The sequence below is a fragment of the Pinibacter aurantiacus genome, from assembly GCF_019130065.1.
GTDB classification, from domain to species: domain Bacteria; phylum Bacteroidota; class Bacteroidia; order Chitinophagales; family Chitinophagaceae; genus Pinibacter; species Pinibacter aurantiacus.
Genome location: NZ_JAHSPG010000013.1, coordinates 217,520 through 238,157 on the forward strand (window position 1 = coordinate 217,520; position 20,638 = coordinate 238,157).

General features: G+C 40.5%; 13 protein-coding genes. 6 read left to right on the forward strand and 7 right to left on the reverse strand.

Annotation, left to right across the window (positions count from 1 at the left end):
- Window positions 1-78 precede the first annotated feature (78 nt).
- Window positions 79-1,539: a DUF1254 domain-containing protein gene (locus KTO63_RS16810; RefSeq protein ID WP_217792548.1), complete on the reverse strand. Its 1,461-nt coding sequence runs from the start codon at window positions 1,537-1,539 to the stop codon at window positions 79-81.
- 272 nt (window positions 1,540-1,811) lie between these two features.
- Here KTO63_RS16810 and KTO63_RS16815 point away from each other — a divergent pair, with 272 nt between their 5' ends.
- The 3 genes from KTO63_RS16815 (at window position 1,812) to KTO63_RS16825 (ending at window position 7,137) form a co-directional block, all read left to right on the forward strand.
- Window positions 1,812-2,261: a hypothetical protein gene (locus KTO63_RS16815; protein WP_217792549.1), complete on the forward strand. Its 450-nt coding sequence runs from the start codon at window positions 1,812-1,814 to the stop codon at window positions 2,259-2,261.
- Between the two features lie 650 nt (window positions 2,262-2,911).
- Window positions 2,912-4,105 (forward strand): T9SS type A sorting domain-containing protein, encoded by a 1,194-nt coding sequence (locus KTO63_RS16820; RefSeq protein ID WP_217792550.1) that lies wholly within the window; start codon window positions 2,912-2,914, stop codon window positions 4,103-4,105.
- Window positions 4,106-4,542: 437 nt separating this feature from the next.
- Complete coding sequence (locus tag KTO63_RS16825; protein WP_217792551.1) at window positions 4,543-7,137, forward strand: Ig-like domain-containing protein; 2,595 nt, start codon at window positions 4,543-4,545, stop codon at window positions 7,135-7,137.
- Window positions 7,138-8,255: 1,118 nt separating this feature from the next.
- Here KTO63_RS16825 and KTO63_RS16830 read toward each other — a convergent pair.
- Window positions 8,256-8,621, reverse strand: coding sequence for a MerR family transcriptional regulator (locus KTO63_RS16830; protein ID WP_217792552.1), 366 nt, complete (start codon window positions 8,619-8,621; stop codon window positions 8,256-8,258).
- 99 nt (window positions 8,622-8,720) lie between these two features.
- Here KTO63_RS16830 and KTO63_RS16835 point away from each other — a divergent pair, with 99 nt between their 5' ends.
- The 3 genes from KTO63_RS16835 (at window position 8,721) to KTO63_RS26555 (ending at window position 11,855) form a co-directional block, all read left to right on the forward strand.
- Window positions 8,721-9,380, forward strand: coding sequence for a Rossmann-fold NAD(P)-binding domain-containing protein (locus tag KTO63_RS16835; protein ID WP_317195780.1), 660 nt, complete (start codon window positions 8,721-8,723; stop codon window positions 9,378-9,380).
- Between the two features lie 8 nt (window positions 9,381-9,388).
- Complete coding sequence (locus KTO63_RS16840; protein ID WP_217792553.1) at window positions 9,389-10,273, forward strand: SDR family NAD(P)-dependent oxidoreductase; 885 nt, start codon at window positions 9,389-9,391, stop codon at window positions 10,271-10,273.
- Window positions 10,274-11,351: 1,078 nt separating this feature from the next.
- Window positions 11,352-11,855, forward strand: coding sequence for a DinB family protein (locus KTO63_RS26555; protein WP_217792554.1), 504 nt, complete (start codon window positions 11,352-11,354; stop codon window positions 11,853-11,855).
- A gap of 166 nt (window positions 11,856-12,021) precedes the next feature.
- Here the strand turns inward: KTO63_RS26555 and KTO63_RS16850 are convergent, their stop codons facing one another.
- The 5 genes from KTO63_RS16850 to KTO63_RS16870 form a co-directional block, all read right to left on the reverse strand.
- Window positions 12,022-13,128: a TlpA disulfide reductase family protein gene (locus tag KTO63_RS16850; protein WP_217792555.1), complete on the reverse strand. Its 1,107-nt coding sequence runs from the start codon at window positions 13,126-13,128 to the stop codon at window positions 12,022-12,024.
- A gap of 15 nt (window positions 13,129-13,143) precedes the next feature.
- Window positions 13,144-14,622 carry a RagB/SusD family nutrient uptake outer membrane protein gene (locus KTO63_RS16855; RefSeq protein ID WP_217792556.1) on the reverse strand — a complete coding sequence of 493 codons (1,479 nt, stop codon included), beginning with the start codon at window positions 14,620-14,622 and terminating at the stop codon, window positions 13,144-13,146.
- 10 nt (window positions 14,623-14,632) lie between these two features.
- Window positions 14,633-18,205, reverse strand: coding sequence for a SusC/RagA family TonB-linked outer membrane protein (locus KTO63_RS16860; protein ID WP_217792557.1), 3,573 nt, complete (start codon window positions 18,203-18,205; stop codon window positions 14,633-14,635).
- Between the two features lie 150 nt (window positions 18,206-18,355).
- Window positions 18,356-19,567, reverse strand: a complete 1,212-nt coding sequence (locus KTO63_RS16865; RefSeq protein ID WP_217792558.1) for a FecR family protein — start codon at window positions 19,565-19,567, stop codon at window positions 18,356-18,358.
- Between the two features lie 84 nt (window positions 19,568-19,651).
- Window positions 19,652-20,254 (reverse strand): RNA polymerase sigma-70 factor, encoded by a 603-nt coding sequence (locus tag KTO63_RS16870; protein WP_217792559.1) that lies wholly within the window; start codon window positions 20,252-20,254, stop codon window positions 19,652-19,654.
- Window positions 20,255-20,638 lie beyond the last annotated feature (384 nt).

The window sequence follows — 20,638 nt, forward strand, 5'->3', positions numbered from 1 at the left end:
GCGTTGCCTATTACCTCATTTTTTTTATGATATTGTACACGTCAATGATTGTTTGCGATGACGTACTTTGTCAATGATCTATTTCACTTTTTCAATATCTCCAAGTTTCCAGTTTTTTTCAAACAATGCTTTTTCCGGTCCGTATAGTCTAAATAACACTTCAAATTGCCCTTTTGAATCTGTTGGCACCCAATTAGACTGTTTGCCAGCTGGCGATTGCGGAGCAAAATAAACATCCACGGAACCATCTGAATTTTTCTGAACCGTTTTATCATTAGATGCACAACTGGCACGCGAAAGATTCCTAATTAACGCGTGTGTTTGGCGGTCATATACAGTAGCTGACCAATACTGCTTCGTAGGCACATTTGCAGGCACATGAAGACGATAGATCTCGGCACCGCTGAGTGCATTCCCGTCTTTGTCCTTGCCAGCTATAAGATAAATCTGTGCAGTACCCAAACGCTTTATTCCGACATAACCAATTGCATAAGTCAAACTGCGCGCATCTACTGGATAAATGTTAGTTTCAGTATACCCCGATGACCCCGCTTTCACGAGCTCCGGCATTGCCGGCACTGCCCAATGCGCATCGCTATTAAGCGGTGGAAAACCTGCATCATACATTACTTCGATATAATCACGGGCTGCTTTTGCAGCAGCGTTTAGGATATCGGTGGTTTTAGTATCCGGATTAAATTGTTTACCTTTTTCTATGCCGATGGTTTTTAATAAATCAATCATTCCCTTATCGCGGGTAAGCCAGGGCTGGCTTTGCACAATACGATCAAGCGAACGAAAAAACTTCACATCATATTGGATAGTGGCATCATACAATACATCGCTTGCATCGGTAAACTTTGTTTCTCCCGGGTTTCCTGCCTTTGACAAGGGATAAACTTTAAGTCGCTTTCCATAGTTGACAGCTTTGGCCACATCTGCATCACTATGGCTGGGCAGATTGGAACGAAGCAGCGCATATCCTTCATAGGTATCCGCTGCTAGTACAATATACCCGGAAGGAGGCTTCTGCTGGTATCCCGGAGGTAGGATAAGGTATTTTCCACCAGCCCCTTTATCTGCGCCATAAGGTCCCGCGTCTTCCAGCGGCATTTGAAACACATTGTCTATATTACCAGCAAATGACGAAACGCCGTCTGCAGGCGGAACACTGATCACCACCGGACCAGCATCCTTTGTATTGAAGAATACCATGAAATAGATCGCATCAGGATTAGGCGTGAGCGTTTGATTGTGCCAATCAACTGGCCTGGACCAATAAACAATCTCGTTTTGTTTGCCAGCTGTCTTTGCTAACATTTCCTGGAGCATCAGGTCATAGTTTACCGCCGGCATGCCCCAAATAACGGCTTGCAGTGCACGCTGATAAATCATTTGCTCCTTGATATTTGCAGGTATAAAAGACGTTGTAGTTAACGTATCTGCGTTTTCCTTTGCTTCTTTTTTTTGCTGGGTTGGAGATTGATTGCAGGCAATCATAGTTATGCCCAATACTGCGAAAAATATTTTTCTATACATTATCTAAAATTTGATATTTGATCTTTTCTCGGACTTCTGATAATCTAGGACCGCGGTAATTACCAAAATGCCCGATGGACTTATATCCTTTCTATGCAATGATGCTGTAGGCCTATTACAATTTGACCCGTAAAAAGTTCAGGAAAAGTAAGTAGTATCACGACTACGCGGTATCTGCAATCGTTGGACCTGCTGAGCAGCATGGTGAATGAAGAACAAAAGTATGCACGAATAGACAATACAAAGATAAAGTTGGAATCATCTATTTCTTCGTGGGTAAAGAAACGGTTGCCAATACAAAATTGTATTACAATGATAACAGCAACCCGCCCGCCAATATAAGTTATCTGGAAAGCTGCACACAGGCTCAAACAAATGGAAGTAAAAATCTTTATCTGACCACTGCCAATACCAACTGTGTCGCCAATAATCCACTTAACGCTATTGATCCAAATGGCAAAGACATAATATTAATGATTTGGGCAACTGCAGATGGCAAGATCGGAAACGCCGCAATAGCTATGTCAAAACATAAAACTGAGAAGAATAAAGAGAAAGAAATCTTCAAGGATAGCAAGGGAAGGACATGTACAAGGACCGTTGAAAAAGAAAGGCAAGTAGAAAAAGGTATGTACAAGTACACAGATTTATGGCTAGGAACTCCGGTGAGGTTAAATAATTATGACAAGGATATTACAAAATCAGCAATTGTACAATATTGAAGCGTAGCAATGCGGCTATGAAGCACTCGAAAAACGCATAAAGGAGCCCGCGAGTAAAGCGACAGCTCAGCAAAATGGATACAATAGCCGCCTGGACTCCATGCAAATAGCACGCAAATTCCTCGATCACAACAAATTGCTTCAGGAAGGTAAAGTGCTACTAAGCAATTACAAGATGCATAGGGTTCTTATAGTGTAATCCTACAGAACTCTGTTTTATAGGTCTGTGCAGAGGTTTAACCCATCACGTTAGCTAGTGATTGATCACCAATAATTAACGTACAGCCAAAGTCATTGTGCTGGTTTATTGATAAAAAAATAATTTCTTGTTTAAATATTTGTAATTTTAGTTTTAGGAATTAAAGGACTCCCATTTTTTATTACAGATTGAGCAACTTTTTAGCCCCCTCGCAAATGTATCTGTAACGATGTGATTTTGCCGGATAAATGCAAAAAAGAAATGAATTGTCAATTAGGAGCAGACTTAATAGATTGTTTATTCACATCCTAACAACTAAACAATAATCCTTACCAAAAACGTTTAAGGTTCGCATCGTGAACAAAGCTAGTAGCACAAACTTTGGAAAAAGTAAGCGCCTGTCTATGTCGTTTGCCAATTCCTTTTAGTGTTAATTGTCAAAATGTTAGTTATGCGATTGAGTTTAACTCTTTTGGTTTTGTACTTTACTTCCCAACTGCTGGAAGCGCAAACCATTGTAGACGGTAGTTTTGAACATTGCGCCTCCAGTGGACCGGTTGTTGCAAGCGCGGATCAAGTGCAAACGCTACGTTTTACACCTTGTGGATCTCCGGCGACTTTACAAGGAGGTGGTCTTGTGTTCTTTTCAAATGGTAACCAAGGCACTTCTTACAACGCTCAAGTTCCTTGTTTTTACTATTCACCTGCGCCGACTGACGGCGTGAGAAATGTAGGAATGGGAAACGATGTATTGCTTACTGTTCCACTCACATCATCGCTAACGCCAGGCGCAAGTTACACTTTGACATTTGATTTATTGAATACACCCGGAGACGATGGTACGGGAAAATGTCCCGATAATATATCAATGGCAGGTCTTGAAATTGGCGTATCCTCTTCTGCCACATCGTTTGGCTCATCAGTTGGCACTTCTTCATTACTTGCTCCCAGTAATACTTATGCCTACAGCACTTTGAATTTTCCATTTGTAGCGCCCTCGGGGGACAATTCATACATCACACTGCGCCTTAGCAATCAGGCAAACGATACATCCATCTTGTTTATTGACAAAATGAGTTTATCAATAACGCCTTTGCCGTTAACGCTAATGAGCTTCTCCGGATCGGCAAATAGAAATTGCTCGACCATTCTTAACTGGCAAACAACCGCAGAAATAAATGTTAATCATTTCTCTATCCTTTACAGCAAAGATGGCAGCACGTTCAAACCCATTGGTACAGTTCCTGCCAGCGGAGGCAGCGATGTGAAGGACTACAGTTATGACAACTCGCAGCGAGATACAAGGGGTTATTATAAATTACAGATGGTAGACAACGATGGAACCACCACGTACAGTAAAACAATATCAATATTGTCAATTTGTGGAGACAAAACAATTGTTGTGACGCCTAATCCGGTTGGGACCAATGGCACCCTAAACATTATGCTTGATGATACTTACCGCAATGTTAGCGGTGTTTTGTACGACAACGCTGGCCGGGCAGTCAAGCGATTCCCTTTGAATGAAAAGCAGAACTTTGTGTCATTAAGCAACGTGGCGACAGGCATCTATTTACTTGCTATTATTAACAATGAAACGAAGATGGTTAGCTATAGAAAAATTTATGTAAACGATGCCAATTGAAGGTTATCAGGTACTCGGTTTGATTAAGCATATATTTGGGTCAGGTCGTTAAAATATGAAGCAATTTTTTGAATAGAATATAAAATGCCATTTTTCTAAAAGCGTTGGTTAAAATGGCCTATGTCGAATTCAGCTCAGCTTTAGCGGTAGTGATATTTTGAGTGCAAAAGATCACAGCCGAAGCTATGCAAAATCACCGGTTTGATCCTGTTCACGGAATATGCATTTTGAAGGAATTGATTTTCGAATGACATTGTATCTATTGTTCTAAAGGTTAAAAAATGTGTAGACTTACTTTACATCGAAAGCTTTCCACAATTCCGTCATTATAGGGTTTACAGTCATAAATATTTTGTATTTTGTTTTTCCAATCGTGCACATGTCAACTAGCAGTTATTGGTTAAAGTTCGATCAGAAGTATCTTAAAAAGGACTACTGTGAAAGACAAGCGCATTTGGAAAGATGATTTTTCAGTAAAAATCTCTTTTAAGTTTTTCTTGGTAATGATAACGTGCTGCTGCTTTGTGATACAAAGCTTTGCCGCAATCGTTATTACTGCGACAGTTACCGCAAGCGTTACCAATTGTAGTGCTGATGGCAAATTAGTTATATCAGCGACTGGGACTGCCGGAACCGTTAACTATGCATTGGTAGCTCCATCTCCAGTAATAAGGGCAAAACAAACTTCTAATACTTTCACATTGTTACCTCCGGGGACATATACAGTGGCGGTGTATGATAACAATAATCCAACAACACCCGTTACAAAAGTTTTTACTGTTGGCGTCACTGATGTGTTGGTAGTTACTTCTCCAGCAACAATTTGCGCAGGAAGCAGTGTGGATCTCACGGCTGCAGCCATCACCGCTGGCAGTAAAGGTGTAGCATCGTTAAGTTATTATTCAGATGCTGCCGCAACTATTCCGTTGAATAATCCTGCTTCGGTAGTGCCGCTTACAACAACTACCTATTACATAAGCGCAACGGCTAGTGACGGTTGCTTGATTAATACAAGCCCGGTGACAGTAACAGTCAAGCCAGTAGCATCACCCCAGATGATTACGGCTCCCGGAGCCGTCGTATGTAATAATTCATCAGTAACACTGACTGCGACCAGCAATTTAACCTCACCTACTTATAAATGGTATACCAGTAATAATCTTACAGGTCTTGTAAATACCGGCGCCAGTTTTAAAACACCGGCGATCACTACGAATACCACTTACTATGTCACCGTACAAAACGCTACGACGTGTGAGAATCTGCCAGGCACAGCATTAAGAGTTGATGTGACATTGGGCAGCGCTTGTGGAACGATAAGTGCCACGGGTTGTTCAGCCACGGGTACATTAGTTACCCTGACTGATTTTGGCGGAAATAATGCGTCTGATCCTGTATACAGTACAACCGGTTTGCCAACTGGAACGACGACATATAGCTTTGCAAATGGCCAGGCTAATTATCCGCCACAAACGGATCAATACGCGCTTTCTAAAACATCAGTCGCCAAGCCTCCGGCAAACACATTCGCCCATTGGTATAAAACGATCACTGATCATACCGGTAGTGGCTACATGGCTGTCTTTAATGCGGATGTTGCTACAGGAACTTTCTATACTCAAACATTAAACAATCTATGTTCGGGGACCACGCTATTTTTTTCGGCATGGGTAGTGAGCGTTGACAGTGTAAAGGCTGACATCAACCCCAGCCTTACCTTTATATTAACAAATCCACTTACAGGGGACGTGCTTTCTACTCTTTACACCGGTAACATTCCCAACGGAGATAAAAACTGGCGACAGTACGGATTGAGCTTTACTGTGCCCGCCGGCGTGTCTTCCGTTAATCTAAGCATTAAAAATATTGCAGCGGGCGGCACTGGTAATGATCTGGCGTTGGATGACATTGCCATACATAGCTGTGCGCCTCCTGTCACCATTACAGGTTTAAAAACCGGTGGCAATTATTGTGACAATGAAAATTTGAATCTTACCGCTTCTTATACGGATGATGGAACTTTGGGTACTGGACTGGTTTATCAATGGTATTATAGCTCCACCGGCGATACTACCTCCTGGGACTCCTGGACAGCAATAAGTGGTGGCAATGTCATGAATCTTGTTAAAACACCGCCCGTGACTGGCTATTACAGGGCCGTCGTCGCCAATCCCGATAACATCAACGCAGGCAGATTTTATTGTTCCGCAGTGTCTAAAGAAGTGCAGGTGATTGTAAATCCATCACCAATTATAGATGCTCCAAAAGGAGAATCAGTAATATGTTTAGGAAAATCTACCGTATTGACCACTACAACAGTGGGTGGTTTTTGGAACACACAAAACTCAACAGTTACTACTGTCAATCCTGCCGGAACAGTCTTTGCCACCGGTGTTGGCACAACTTCTATTGATTATGCTGTAACCAACGCCTCAGGATGCACCACCATTGCAAGCACTCCTGTTACAGTCAAAGACTGCGCCTTACCGGTGACCATTAGTTATTTCACAGCAACCGTTCAAACATCCTGCCCTTGCGTATTGCTGCAATGGGCCACTACTTTTGAATCAAACAGCAAATATTTTGAAATACAAAGAAGCAATGACGGGCAACAGTGGGCAATTATAGACACAATTATAGTAAAAGGAATCCCCACAGGAGCACAATACACCTATACAGATAGCATACCACACTTAGGTAAAAATTATTACCGTTTTAAGACTATTGATTTGGATGGCAAGTTTGATTTCAGTCCTATAAAATCAGTAGATCTTCAGAGCGGCTTAACTATAAATAAGATGGTTGTATGGTATCCCAATGGAACAACGGGGAAGATATACGTAAGCTGTAGTAAACCGATAGATAAATTGACCGTAACCGACATGTCAGGAAAGGTAGTTTATAGTATAGCAAATATTCCGAACCAAAAAGTTTCTGTCTTTTTACCGCAATCATTGACTAACGGCCTCTATACGATCACTTTTACTGTAAAAGGCACTTTGCAAACGGATAAATTATTCTTTATTAAATAAAAATGGTACTACCTACCTCAGCACTACCTCTGGAATTTCACAGCATTAGCTCGCTTGAGATGGCGGTGAAATATGAAACTTATTTATAGGTTTTAAGTTTATTAAACAAGGTCGAGATTTTAATCTATTCGCTGCGCCAAAATCAAGTGTAGGCGATGGAGAAAAAATTTATTTGTTTAGTTTAGCTGTGAGTTTGGTGAGAATCTCTTAAGTCATTTTTTGACTTTTTAAATACTCAACGATTTACCCACTTTTATTATGAGATGTGTTGGGCTTTTTTGATAGGTCGTAAAAACAAAAAGGCCGCCAAACCTGTATTTGTGGGCTTTTGAAATGATATGTATATCTACCTTTCGGTGAGAACCCCACTAGAACCTTATTTTCAAACCACAGACTCACTTTAAGTTACAGCGACTCTTTGCGTCTATAGTCTATGATTTACACACGTCCTATTAATACAGTAATTTGGAATAATAGTAGGATAGACAAAATTTGTATTCTTCCAATTGCGAATAAACTGTATTCGTAATTGAAGCCTAAGTCAACGTAAACTTTCGCTAAGAAAAGAAATAAAAACATCTTATTTGACACGTAGTGTGACGCACGAGAACCCAAACGTTGAAGTGCCGATTAGTTCCACATTCTTTCGATTACAAACTATTTTTTCATCAATGACACACGGGCGTCAAATTTACGACACACGCACTTGCATTTTTTGACAACCATTTGTATATTTGTATTGATAAAGGATAAGAGGTCGACGCATTTTTGACACACGATCTTCATAACGTAATGATATATACGCCCATTCTGAATCCAGTCCTGGGCACTTTATAAAACGCTGATAATCAATAGATTGTCGGCGTTTTTTGTTTAACATATTTTCGATTATCAATTTGTTATGACGGGTTCAGCAAGCACACCTTATTTCACGCCAATCACTAGCCGAAATTTAGATGTTTTTTAAAATCAGTAAACACACCTCAACATTATAACCCATCTTTAGACATTTCTAAACATCGAATAAGAAACACTTCTGCTAAAACTTTTAAGAACTTAATAGCAAATTCCAACCTGTATGACTCATTGCTTCTTATTTTATTTTGATCTAGATTCAATTATGTACAGCTTCCTTTCTCCAATTCAATTTTGACATTCTCCAGGCGCTTCTTGATTTGCTTCAATCTTTTGATCTTAGTGTCAATTTCTGAAATTTTTGTCGTGAATAATTCTATTTGTCCTTTATGACGCGAAGCACTTCCGTACCATATCTCAAGCATTTTTCTGATTTCAGCTAATGTGAAGTCAACCTCTTTCGCTTCCTTTATTATTTCAACCTTAACAATAACTTCCTCATCATAATTCTTATAGTTATTGGTTTTTACATTCTCATCTGCCACTCCCCTGATAAGCCCTAAATTTTCGTAATAACGCAACGTTGCAATTGAAACGCCGGTTCTTTTTGCGATCTCGTTTATCAGCATAATAGTTAAAATTTTTAAAAAACATAAAGTATGAAGTATACTACACACTTTGTACTTGTAAAAGTACCGCTTACTTTTGCAAAAACAAATTAATCACTTGTGAAAGTTATTGTCACCGGAACCACAGGAATGATTGGAGAAGGAATTCTACTTGAATGTCTATCCAATCCCAAAATATCTGAAGTGTTGAGCGTAAGCAGGAAGCCAACTGGAATCATCCACCATAAGTTAACGGAGTATATTGTTCCAGATTTCAATTCCATTAGCGTAGGTGATGCCCGATTAAAAGGATATGATGCCTGTTTCTTCTGCGCGGGGGTTAGTGCTGTCGGAATGACTGAAGAAGAGTATACAAAAATCACTTATGACACAACCCTGAATTTCGCAAAAAAACTCAACCCCAACAGCCGGATGTCATTTGTTTATGTGAGTGGTGGTGGCACAGATAGTTCTGAGAAGGGAAGAATGATGTGGACTCGTGTGAAAGGTAAAACCGAAAATGACTTAATGAAACTTCCATTCAAACAAGCTTTTGGTTTCCGTATTGGATTTGTCAAACCGGCAAAAGGGCAAAAAAGAATATTGAAGTATTATCATTACATCTCCTGGTTGTTTCCTATCATAAAGGTCATCCTTCCCAATATGTACAGCACAATGACTGAGGTTGCAGAAGCTATGATTAGTGTAACTCGATATGGATATAAAAGCAATGTGATATACGTAAAAGACATTCATTTATTGGCAAAGAAAAAAACATAAAAAACACAATGGAAAACAAAATAATACTTGTAACAGGGGCAACGGACGGAATTGGTAAAATAACAGCAACATCACTTGCTGAGCAAGGTCACACTGTTATAGTACACGGCAGAAACAAACAAAAAGCAGAAACTGTCCTTAACGAGATAATATCAAAAACCGGCAATAAGAAAATTGATATCCTAATTGCTGATATGTTGTCATTAGCGGACGTAAAGCGAGCGGCCGAAGAATTTGAGCAGAAATACCCAAAGCTGGACGTTCTCGTTAATAACGCTGGAGCTATATTCAGCAAGAACAGGGAAACTACAACAGAGGGCTTTGAAAAGACCATAACACTGAATTTAATGGCCCCGACACTGCTTATGCTTTCCCTTGAAAAAGCATTGGAGAAAAGTTCCTCAGCACGAATTATAAATATGTATTCTGCCATGCACAAACGTGGAGGCAAACCTGACTTTAGTGATTTTCAACTAGAGAAAAGCTATAAACCAGATCGAGCATATGGACTTTCCAAACTGTATCTAGTTTGGGCGACGAGACATTTTGCGAAGCTGCTCAAAGAAAAAGGAATAAAAAACATTACAGTCAACGGTACACATCCGGGCGCAGTTGCTACCAATTTTGGCCAGGAACCCGACAAAGGTTTTTTGATCAACACGATTTTCAAAGTTGCATTGCGATTTATGCCGAAGCCAGAAGTGGGTGCAGTATCAAGTATCTATTTGGCAACCTCACCTGAAGTAGAAAAAATAACCGGCGAATTCTTTGATCCGAAGAACAAAATAGAAAAACCAGATGACAAATATTATTCGACAGCAAATGAACAAATTGTGTGGGACTATTGCATGAGTATTCTCCAACCGTATTTATCCCAAAATTCGTTTTTATGAACCAATATCAAGTAGATATTTCAGCTAACCACAAGTGCTAGATAATTAAAAACAGTTATTGTTTTTAATTATCGGCGCTTTAGAGAACCATTAGATAAAGAACTCAAAAACCTCTAAGTGAAAAAAAACATCTTCTGTAAACAGAATGACACACGAAGACAATAACATTGTTTTGTCGAATAGTTTCGCTTGCTTCCGAATTGCAACACAATTATTCTAAATGACACACGCGAGCCAAATTTATGACACATGTACAGTCAATTTTTGATAACACTTTTTATATTTGTATTGAAAATGGATCAGAGGACGACACATCTTTGACGCACGATCTTTGCAACCTAATGATACTCATGCCCTGTCAGAATCCAGTCCTGGGCACTTTATAAAGCGCTGATAATAAATAGATTATCAGCGCTTTTCATTTAACAACTGTTCACTTATCGATCAGTTACAAGGGGTCTAGCAAGCACACCTTATTTCACGTCAATCACTAACCGAAATTTAGACGTTTTTTAATATCAGTAAGCACACCTTAGGCACACCTCATCGTTATAACCCATCTTTAGACATTTTTAAACACATCGAACGCGAAACACATCAGCTAAAACTTTTCAAAGCTTACTAGCAAATTCCAAACTGTTGAACCACCAAATTAAAAATTCATTACCACTAAAAATGTGTCAGGTGACACTTTTTAGATGCAAAAATATGCTACACAATTTCGTCGAAAATGAATTTCTATTTCAGTGAAATGTTATGACTTATTTGCATTCTCAATAGTGCCCACACTGTGGACGCAATTGGAAGGGCTTAAATTACATGATCCCATGTTTCGAAATCGACATTGTATAGTCTCACACTTTAGTTACTTATAGGAATTTAAAAATTTCCTCTTAGCTATAATATTCTTTCGTACTTCATAAAACAATTCTTCAGAGCACCCATTTACACTACTTATTTTTTTTTTGCAAATAAATTTTATGCGCCGCTATATGAACAAGGAAATTGATATGTGTATATTTATGAATTACCTGCGACCGCTAGTGGGCATCACGAATAACAATTTAGACATAAAAAGATGGACAATTCTATATCGACAAGAGAATCAATTTGGAATCAGTTCGGTGCAAGCCTTGATATGCTTGAAAATGCAATTAATATGTGCCCCGACGAGCATTGGGATACCGAATTGAATTTTTGGTATCCATCTTACCATTGCATTTTTTGGACAGACTACTACTTGACAATGGAACCGAGCAAATTTCACCCACCAACACCGTTTACTTTTTCGGAGTTTGACCCGAATGGTAAAATGCCGGACAGGACTTATACAAAAATGGAAGTGCTTACATACTTAGAACATTGCCGACAAAAGGCAACTCTATTGATATCAGAGCTGACAATGGACAAATTAAACGAAAGATGGATAAACGAATACAAAAACTATTCGCTACTTGAGATTTTGATCTATAACATAAGACACATTCAACATCATTCAGCCCAGTTAAACTTATTATTAAGACAGGCAATTAATAATGCGCCGACTTGGGTAAGTCAAACTAATAAGCTAAATAAAATTTGAGAACAGTCCTGCACTTAAAAGGCTTTCAAAATCAAACGATTCTGAAAGCCTTTTTTCTTTCTTGGCAAATAGCTTGCAAATAGTTCGGCCTCCTTTTTTGAAGAGACTTCTACAGAGGGTTATGGACTTTTTGAAGATCTATCATGTTGTAGTTTATCAAACTTCCCTAGTGTATATACTTCGACAGTGTTTCGTCCACTTCCGCACCACTTAGCCCACGGGCAATAATAACCCCATCAGGACTGATCAAAAAATTATCCGGGATCGGTTGTACACCGTACAAAATGGCTACGGGATTAGGTTTTGCAAGATTGGATAAATGAATCCAGTTGAGGCCGTCTTTTTCAATTGCTTTCTTCCATGATGTCCCGTTTTCGTCAACAGAAATACTTACTATTTCCAAACCCTTACTTTTGAATTTTGCATATGCCGCTATCAGGTTGGGATTTTCGGCTCGGCAAGGTCCGCACCAGCTCGCCCAAAAATCCAGCAATACATATTTACCCCTAAAATCTTTCAGGCCCACTGCTTTGCCATTTACATCTGCCATTGTGAAATCAGGAGCCGGGTTGCCAATGACTGTTTTTTTCTTGGCAGCTATTTTTTGGGGTGTGGTGTTTAGCAAAGGTGATTTTTTTACCTGTTCATCAAGCGCCAGGTAAAGGGATTCCAGTTCTGTCCCTGGAAGAGAGCTTTGTAGCAGGTACAAATACAAAGCGGCAACGGGAGATGAAGGATTGTTTTTTATGAACTGATGCTCGAAATTATATACTGAATCATACATAGAAGCAATGGTAGCGGTGGTTTGCTTGTATACCAGGCTTGATGTATCCATGTGGTCATTTTTCAATTGTTTGCGCAATACCGCTGCCCAGTCGTAATACGATGTTACCCTTCTTTGCGCACGCATAAAATCATCATTGCCCGGTGTTCCTTGTATATCTGTTCTTGTAAGTGAATCCAGCTTGCCATTGATCGTAATTGTTCCTTTTTCCAGAAAAAAGGTAAAGTTTCTCCCATCAACAAATTTCGAATTTACCTGTGCCCAAACTAAATAAGCATAATCCGTTTCTCCTTTGTAGTAAATATTGTCGTTGTTGCCCGGAATACGGATAAGGGTCGCATTTTGAGGCCGTTCACCTGTCATAGGATTGAGAATTAAAGTGTCTGATCCCAACCCTTTAATTGTGCCCTTGATTTCGTAAGTATATTTCGTTTGTGCATTGCAGATAGTATATGCCAATGCGCAAATTGCTATAAAAAAGTATTTCATAAAAACTGTTAGAATTTAATATTGATTTTGAATGATCTGGTTCTGGCTATTCGTGATCTCCAGCTGATTGATAGGTACCGCATATCTTTTGCTTCCCGGAGTAAGCTGGTAAGATTGTGTTGCAGTTTGATCGACGAGCCCGTTATTCATTTTAAAGAAAGAGTGTTGTACGGTAACGTCATCAGAAGGATCTTCGTTCACGCTGAATCTTCTGATGTCGTACCAACGCATGGCAAAAGGCATTTCACGACGACGCTCTTGAAGCACTTTCTTTAACGCATCGCTTTTATCGTTTGCCGAAAGCAAAGAGTCAACAGCAAAACGTTTTGACCTGAGTGCGTTCACCGCATTCATAGCTTCTTGCACATTTCCCGTACGGGCCAATACTTCTGCTTTGTTTAAAAGCATTTCGCTAACCGTTGGACCAATCGGAAAATACCTGCCATCTTCAAAAAAACAATAGCGATAAAATGCAGGCGCTGTTATGGCAAATCTCCGGTTGCTATTGGGGATCATGAACCATTTGAAGCGCAGATCGTTTGTTGTGTCATAAAGACTTAAAAGATTGTCACTTGGAAACGCGCTTTGATTGGCATTGTACGCGACTCTCGCGTACAGGAACTCTTTCCAGTACAACCATTTGATTGCTGTCCAGTAATTTATTTCACTGTATTTCAAAGTAACGGCCGGAGCGGGAGAAGGGTATGTAACGGCGTTTCCCGCAACAATTGTTCTAAAATCTACAAGGTTTGCGTTTTTTGTTTGGAGTGCATCGTTTGCATATTGCAGTGCTTTTGCATAGTCACCTTTAAACAAATAAAAACGACTCTGCATACCGGCCACAGCAGTTTGCGATACTCTCCAGGGCTTTATATTGTTTACATCGGTTTGTGTGGTAAGTTTTGCTGCTTCCAATTCTTTCTCAATAAAATCGTAGGTTTCCTTTAAAGTGGCACGGACAAGCGATTCAGCATAACTGACACTTTGCTTTAGAGGCAGACCAGGAGCAGCGGCATTTGCTTCGCTGTATGGCAGGCAATAGTGATTTGCCAGTTGCCAATAAGACAAGGCCCTGATGAAATGGGCATCTGCTTTCAGCTGATTTTTAGCTTCTTCAGATCCGGTTACATCGTCTACATTAAATAGCACCACATTTGCGGTAAATATCTTTTTGTATTCGGACGTCCAGAATGCATCGCTAGTGATGGTGGGCAGCTGCGTTGCATCAAAAGTATACTGACAAAGTACTTCCAGCGACCATAATGTGGGACTGGCTTTATACGCGTCTGTCTTTAAATCCATGTCATCCGTAGAAAAAAACATCGCACTGCTTGATCCGTTCACGGCGAAAATGGAATAGTTGTCTATAAGTGCATCCAGTTGGTCCGTTGTTTGAATGGATGCTTGTTTTCTAGGTTCTTCAGAAAGATATTTTTTGCAACCAAACGATCCGGCTGCCATTAGCGTGAAAAGTATATAGTGAGTAAATTTCATGTCTGTTTTTTTAAAGTTGAATATTAGCGCCGAAAGTGTAAGATGTCATTGGCCGGCTGGTACCTGGCAGCCATTCAGGATGATAGCCTTTACTGTTGTTCTGCCAGATCAATCCGATGTCACGAATCTGCGCGTATATTTTCAGGTTATTGATGGAAACAGGGGCAAGCCATTTTGCCGGCAAACTATATTGCAGCAGTATTTCCTTGCACTCAATATAGGAAGCGCTTTCCACGAGCCCGTGGAGATACGGAGTGTAACGCGACCAGTTGTAGAAATTAATGTCCTGGTATTTTGGGAAAGAAGGTTGATTAGGATCGCCTGCAAATACATCTGCTACATTTCTGTTTACAAATGGTTTTGCTGTAGCAATACCTGTTGGGTAATCAAAAGCAGGTCTGCGGAAGACGCCACCGAATTTGCCAGTGAATAGTACAAATAGATTAAAGTTGTAAAAGGAAAAACTGTTCGCAAAACCAAGTGTGTGTGGTGGTATGGTGGTGCCTTCATAATTCAGGAATTCCATGCCTTGTTGTGAAAAAGGTGCCGTGGACGAAAAAGGAACTTCCTGTCCTTTTGATCCTAACACGTAAGGTACGCTGTCTTTCATGCCCAGGTAAGAGAACGAATAAATGTTACCGACTGGTTTGCCCTGTACAAAATTCTGCGATCCGCTGTTAATCAAATAAGATGCTGTTAGATTGGGATAATAGAGATTTTGAATTTTGTTTTTGTTGTATGCATATGTTACCAAAGGGCTATAAACAAAGTGTTTTCCAAATTTGAAATTACCACCCAATTCTATCTCAATACCTCGGTTGCTAATTTGTGCGTTGTTGAATTTTTGTGAAGTGGTGCCCGTAGCTGCAGGAAGTTGCACAAGCCCGGTTATGTCTTTTCCAATTTTGTTGTATACATCCACTTTACCTGTCAGTTTATTTTTGAAAAAACTGAAGTCTATTCCTGTATTGGTTGTATAAGTTCTCTCCCATCTGAGCATTGGATTACCATTGTCTGCAATCGTGGCAGTGATGGTTCCCGTGTTGGTATTAGGAGACGTGCTTACACTCAGCAAGGTTTGGGTAGAAGTAGATTTTTCGGTGTTCCCATTTTGTCCGTATGTTAAACGCAGGCTCAGGCGATCAATAGCATTAGCATTTTTCATAAAAGATTCCTGCGCTAAATGCCACATTCCGCCTATTGACCACAGTGGCGACCAACGCAACTTCGCATTGTCGGTAATGTAGTTGGAAGCATCGCTTCTTACGCTACCGGTAAGCACATATTTTCTTTTATAAGCGTAGGATGCGTTGCCATAGAATGATACATATTTGTCCAGTTGCCAATCCAATGCAGTAGAGCTTCCTGGCAGCGTAGCGGTTAAGCCAAAGATGTTCTTCAACGGCGCTACAGCACTGCCATAGCCGTATAGCGGAACCGTGCTTTGGTTCTTGTCGCCATAGTATCCATATAACCATGGATCAGTGCGTGATGATACCTGAAACCGTGAAATCTCAGAACCAATGATCGCAGATACGGAATGATCGGAATGAAACGTTTGTGAGTAGTTTAACTGGTTACGAAAAACATAGCTTTCCATATCACCATGAGTAGATATTAGAATGCCACCAATAGGGACGTATTTGTTGCCCACTACTTTGGTTCCGCTGTTGTAGTCTATCATGGTGTTTGCCAGGTTTCTTACATAGTATGTTTGATCGCTTTGGTAATTGTCTCCGTCGGATCTGTTTTTTTCGTATTGAAACTTTGACTCGAAGTTGAGGCTTTTGCTGAAGCGTATGTTGATGCTTGCCTGAAGACGGGCGTTCAGCTCTTTGGTTTTGACTTTTCTGCCCCTTACATCTCGCAAAAGATTGTAGTTCCAGTCTGGGTAAGGAAGTTTGCTTAATGGCAAAAAACTTACCTGCTCGCGATTTACAGAACCGATGTTTACCGAATAGCTGCCATTCGGATTTAATAACGTTTCATAAGGAGAGAGTCCCTGTATCTCTCCAATATCGGCACCAGACATATCAATGTCTTTATACTGAAGATTGGCTCCCAGTCGCAAACTAAGAAAACGCGTCACTTCAAACTGGTTGTTCAGGTTTACGGCATAACGATTATAACCACGATTAATAAACCCTTCTTTTCTTTTCTCATAAAGCAAGGAAGCATAAGTGCGTGATTTCTCGCTTGTGCTGGAAAGATTGACATTGTATTGATCCAGTACAGCTTTTTGCATAAGCAGATCTTCGATTTGTCCGCGATTATTGATTTTACTAAGGCTATCAAGACTTGCGTTGTATTGATCTTTGGAGATTTTGCCGAACTGCTGTGCGTAATACAATTCACCTGCAAGACTCAGCGGTTTGTTCAGATCGGCAAAAGCTCCGGTATATGGAGTTGGAGGAAATATCCATTTCATGTCCATAGCCATTTTTTCGTACCTGATCTGATCTGCGGAATTTGCCTGGCTCATCACCTGGTCGAGATCGATCATCTTTGAAATGCGTGTAAATACATTTGCTTCAAGTGTTACTTTGTTCTTTGCCGATTTACCCTGCTTTGTAGTGATAACGATCACGCCGTTGGCGGCACGGGCGCCCCAAATAGAAGCGGCTGCCGCATCTTTTAACACAGTAATGGATTCGACATCGTTCGGGTTTATGTTCGAGAAGTTAGTGCCTATCACAGGAAATCCGTCGACTACGATCAGGGGATCTGTTTGCGCGTACAACGAGCTTGTTCCCCGTATTAAAAAACGATAGCTGCCATCTGTATTTTCCTGTCCCTGCACACCCGCTGCCAGACCATTGATGGCCGTAGAGATATTTGATACCGGACGTTTTTCCAATAAATTTTTTCCAACACTACTGTAAGAACCGGTGGCACGTTCGCTGGATATTTTTTGATAACCGGTATTCAACTCCACTGTCACTTCCTGCATATCGGTTTGTTTCAGTTTAACCAATATTGTCGCGAGATTTGTTTGACCGTTTATTTTTATTTCTCTTGTTTCAATATTTACACCACTTATCACAAGTACTCCGGTTTCATCTACACCTGTTATTTTGAAATCTCCGTTTTCGTTTGTCGTTACTCTCTTATCTGTGCCTTTTAAATGTACGGTTGCCAGCACAGGCTCACCTTTTTCATTCACTACCTTGCCTTGTACATCTATCGGCGGGGAAACTGCGGAGGCTTCCAGTTCAGGTTGCACAACGCTCTTTTGTTTAATGATGATCTGCTTATCATCTATTTCATAAACAATGGGTTGATCTTTAAAACAGGCTTCCAGCACCATTTGAATAGAAGCGTTTCTTACATTAATCGTTACTTTTTTCGTGTTTTTTAAAAGACGCTCATTGTAAAAAAACTGGTAGTCACTTTGCTGCTGCACAGTTTTGAAAACGTCTTGCAGCGCTGCGTCTTTTAATGACAGGTTGAATTTCTGGCTATAACTTTTAGCTGAAACCTGCATAAGCGAGAACAATAAAAGGAAGCTGGTTAATCTCATTACTTTGAGCAGTTTTTGCACGTCACGGGTTCTTACGAACCACGCCGTTTTAGTTAATTCCATAACTTCGTTTTGGTTTGAGTTTTTTGTTAGAAAATAGTATTCCCATACTGTATACTAGAAGATAACTCAACTGTTCGGGTATAGTAACCTGAACCCGCCAGTAGTGTCGTAACCACTGCTGGCTTTTTGTTGTTTATCTGTGTAGCTGTTTTATGGCAAGATCACAAGCTTGTTGGTGCCATTTTTTCCTGTTCCTTTTTCAAGCCTGAAATGAACATCGCTCCATTCCAGCCATTTCAGCAACCGCGATAGATTGACTGACCGTGGAATTTTTCCGGAAAAAGTATCGTTAGAAGCTTTTGATGAATATTCGACATCAATATCATACCAACGTGCCGCTTCGCGCATAACCGTTGTAATAGCTGCACTGTTAAACTGGAAATAACCGTTCTTCCATGCCAGCACCTGCTCCATATCTGCATTTGCAATCATTTCTGTGGTTTGATCGACTTTAACCTGTTGACCAGGTTTTAGTATTTTAGAATCCGCAGTTGAAGAACCGTTGGTTACCTTCACACTACCTTCCAGTAGACTTACGCGAATGCCCGCTTCATCTGCGTATGAGTTGACGTTAAAGCGTGTGCCAAGAACCGCCGTTTCTACATCTCCTGTCTTTACAATAAATTGTTTTGAAGGATTTTTTGCTACTTCGAAATAGCCCTCACCTGTTAATTCAACCTTGCGCACGTTTGATGAAAAGTTGATTGGATAACGCAGCGTACTTTCACTGTTAAGCCAGACTTTTGTGCCGTCCGATAAAGTAATCGTAACAACTTTGCCGCCTCGCGGCGCTGCTAGCGTGTTATAAGCTATATCAGGAGAAAATGAAGTTTCGTTGTAGAGGATGCTCCCATCTTCTTTTTTAATCACATTGGTTTTGCCTTGCACTGCTACAGTGCCTGCGCCTGCGCTATCAAGCATTACCACGGAGCCATCAGCAAGCGTAAGACGTGCATTGTATGATTGTGGCGCTGCGACATCAGCAGAAATTGAAACCGGGGTTTGTGCAATAGTTACCCTCTTGTCAATGCCGGAATAATAATGCAGGGCTATGCCCCCTGCAAATAGCAAAATGCAAGCTGCCGCAGCAATTCTAAAGAATTTGCGACGATAAAAAGGAACTAGCTTGGCAGGCGCCTGCGCCTTCGTTTCATTCAATAGCTTGCTTAATATTCTTTCCTCTCTTTCAGTCGTCCAGCTTTCTGTGTTTGTGTTTACAAGCAACTCATTCCAAATTGCGCTTTCAGTTGCAGGCTCGTACTCGCCTCTGGCAATGGCTTGAAATAAGATTTCTTTTTCTTCAATCGAAACATTCTGTTGTTTATATCGCTCCAGTAATTCCTGAAATTGCTTTTCTGACATGAGGATCTTGTTAGTTGTGAAATAGCCGGTTATTATAAAGAGTGCAGAAAAAGGCGGAGGTAGTAAGCGGAATGAAAAAATATTTTATGCCTGCACGGCTGCGGCTATCAGCAGGGAAATTGCCAGCGTAAACGAATGATTTTGATTGAGATGCTCGCGGATTGATTGTTGCGCCAGAGATATTTGTTTTTTTACGGTCAGGGGAGAAATACCCAATTGTTCAGAAATCTCTTTGTGGGATAGATGATGTTCCCGGGACAGGCTATATATTTTTTTACGCTGCTCCGGGAGCTTGTCAACGGCTTCTTGTACTAGGCGGTTGTAATCTTTTTCTTCAAGGTTGAATTCTGTATTTTGAATAGACTGTTCGAGTGTTTCTCCAAAATCTTTTAAGCCAGCCCTCTCTCTGGCGAGCTTCTTCAGATAAGCATAAATAGAATTGCGGGCAACAATAAAAAGATAGTCCTTCAACTGGCCGACCTCTTTCATTTTCGACCGGCGCTCCCATATGCCAAGGAACACTGTTTGAACCGTTTCTTCTGCAATAAATTCGTCTTGCAGAAAGGTCATTGCAGCCCTGTAAATATTGCCTGCGTGGCGGAAGTACAATGTAGTGTAAGCCCCTTCATCATCGTTGCCAAGTAGCAACAATAGCTCCTCATCTGTATAATGCACATATTCATTCATAACGGGCAGTTTGTTATGGAAGCCACATTTATATTCAGCAGGATGAGGTTTGATCAGGAAGAAACGAAGATAATGAAAACGGAATTAGCCAACAAAGATCGACTTTTCCATTGTGTGCCAGGTTTTAAAAAAGCAGCCTCAATGGCCGTGTTCTTTGTCTTATTTTTCTCCGTAACAGTCACCTCTATCCCAAACTCATTGAATTCCCTGGTCATGCATGCAGCCAATTGGTTCCCGAAAAAAACCGGAATTATGACCGATAGGAATCTACTCTTAGTTGGATGACAATTTAAGACCAAACTTCTATATTGGAGGGAACATGTACATGTTAATAACTCCAGGAGTGAACCCTTTTCAAAATAAAAGTGTTTATAGTTATATCAG

Excerpts from the sequence above, each read along its gene's own strand:
- KTO63_RS16810 (WP_217792548.1), bottom strand. The coding sequence starts at position 1,539 with ATGTATAGAAAAATATTTTTCGCAGTATTGGGCATAACTATGATTGCC.
- KTO63_RS16820 (WP_217792550.1), top strand. The coding sequence starts at position 2,912 with ATGCGATTGAGTTTAACTCTTTTGGTTTTGTACTTTACTTCCCAACTG.
- KTO63_RS16830 (WP_217792552.1), bottom strand. The coding sequence starts at position 8,621 with ATGCTGATAAACGAGATCGCAAAAAGAACCGGCGTTTCAATTGCAACG.
- KTO63_RS16840 (WP_217792553.1), top strand. The coding sequence starts at position 9,389 with ATGGAAAACAAAATAATACTTGTAACAGGGGCAACGGACGGAATTGGT.
- KTO63_RS26555 (WP_217792554.1), top strand. The coding sequence starts at position 11,352 with ATGGACAATTCTATATCGACAAGAGAATCAATTTGGAATCAGTTCGGT.
- KTO63_RS16850 (WP_217792555.1), bottom strand. The coding sequence starts at position 13,128 with ATGAAATACTTTTTTATAGCAATTTGCGCATTGGCATATACTATCTGC.
- KTO63_RS16855 (WP_217792556.1), bottom strand. The coding sequence starts at position 14,622 with ATGAAATTTACTCACTATATACTTTTCACGCTAATGGCAGCCGGATCG.
- KTO63_RS16860 (WP_217792557.1), bottom strand. The coding sequence starts at position 18,205 with ATGGAATTAACTAAAACGGCGTGGTTCGTAAGAACCCGTGACGTGCAA.
- KTO63_RS16865 (WP_217792558.1), bottom strand. The coding sequence starts at position 19,567 with ATGTCAGAAAAGCAATTTCAGGAATTACTGGAGCGATATAAACAACAG.
- KTO63_RS16870 (WP_217792559.1), bottom strand. The coding sequence starts at position 20,254 with ATGAATGAATATGTGCATTATACAGATGAGGAGCTATTGTTGCTACTT.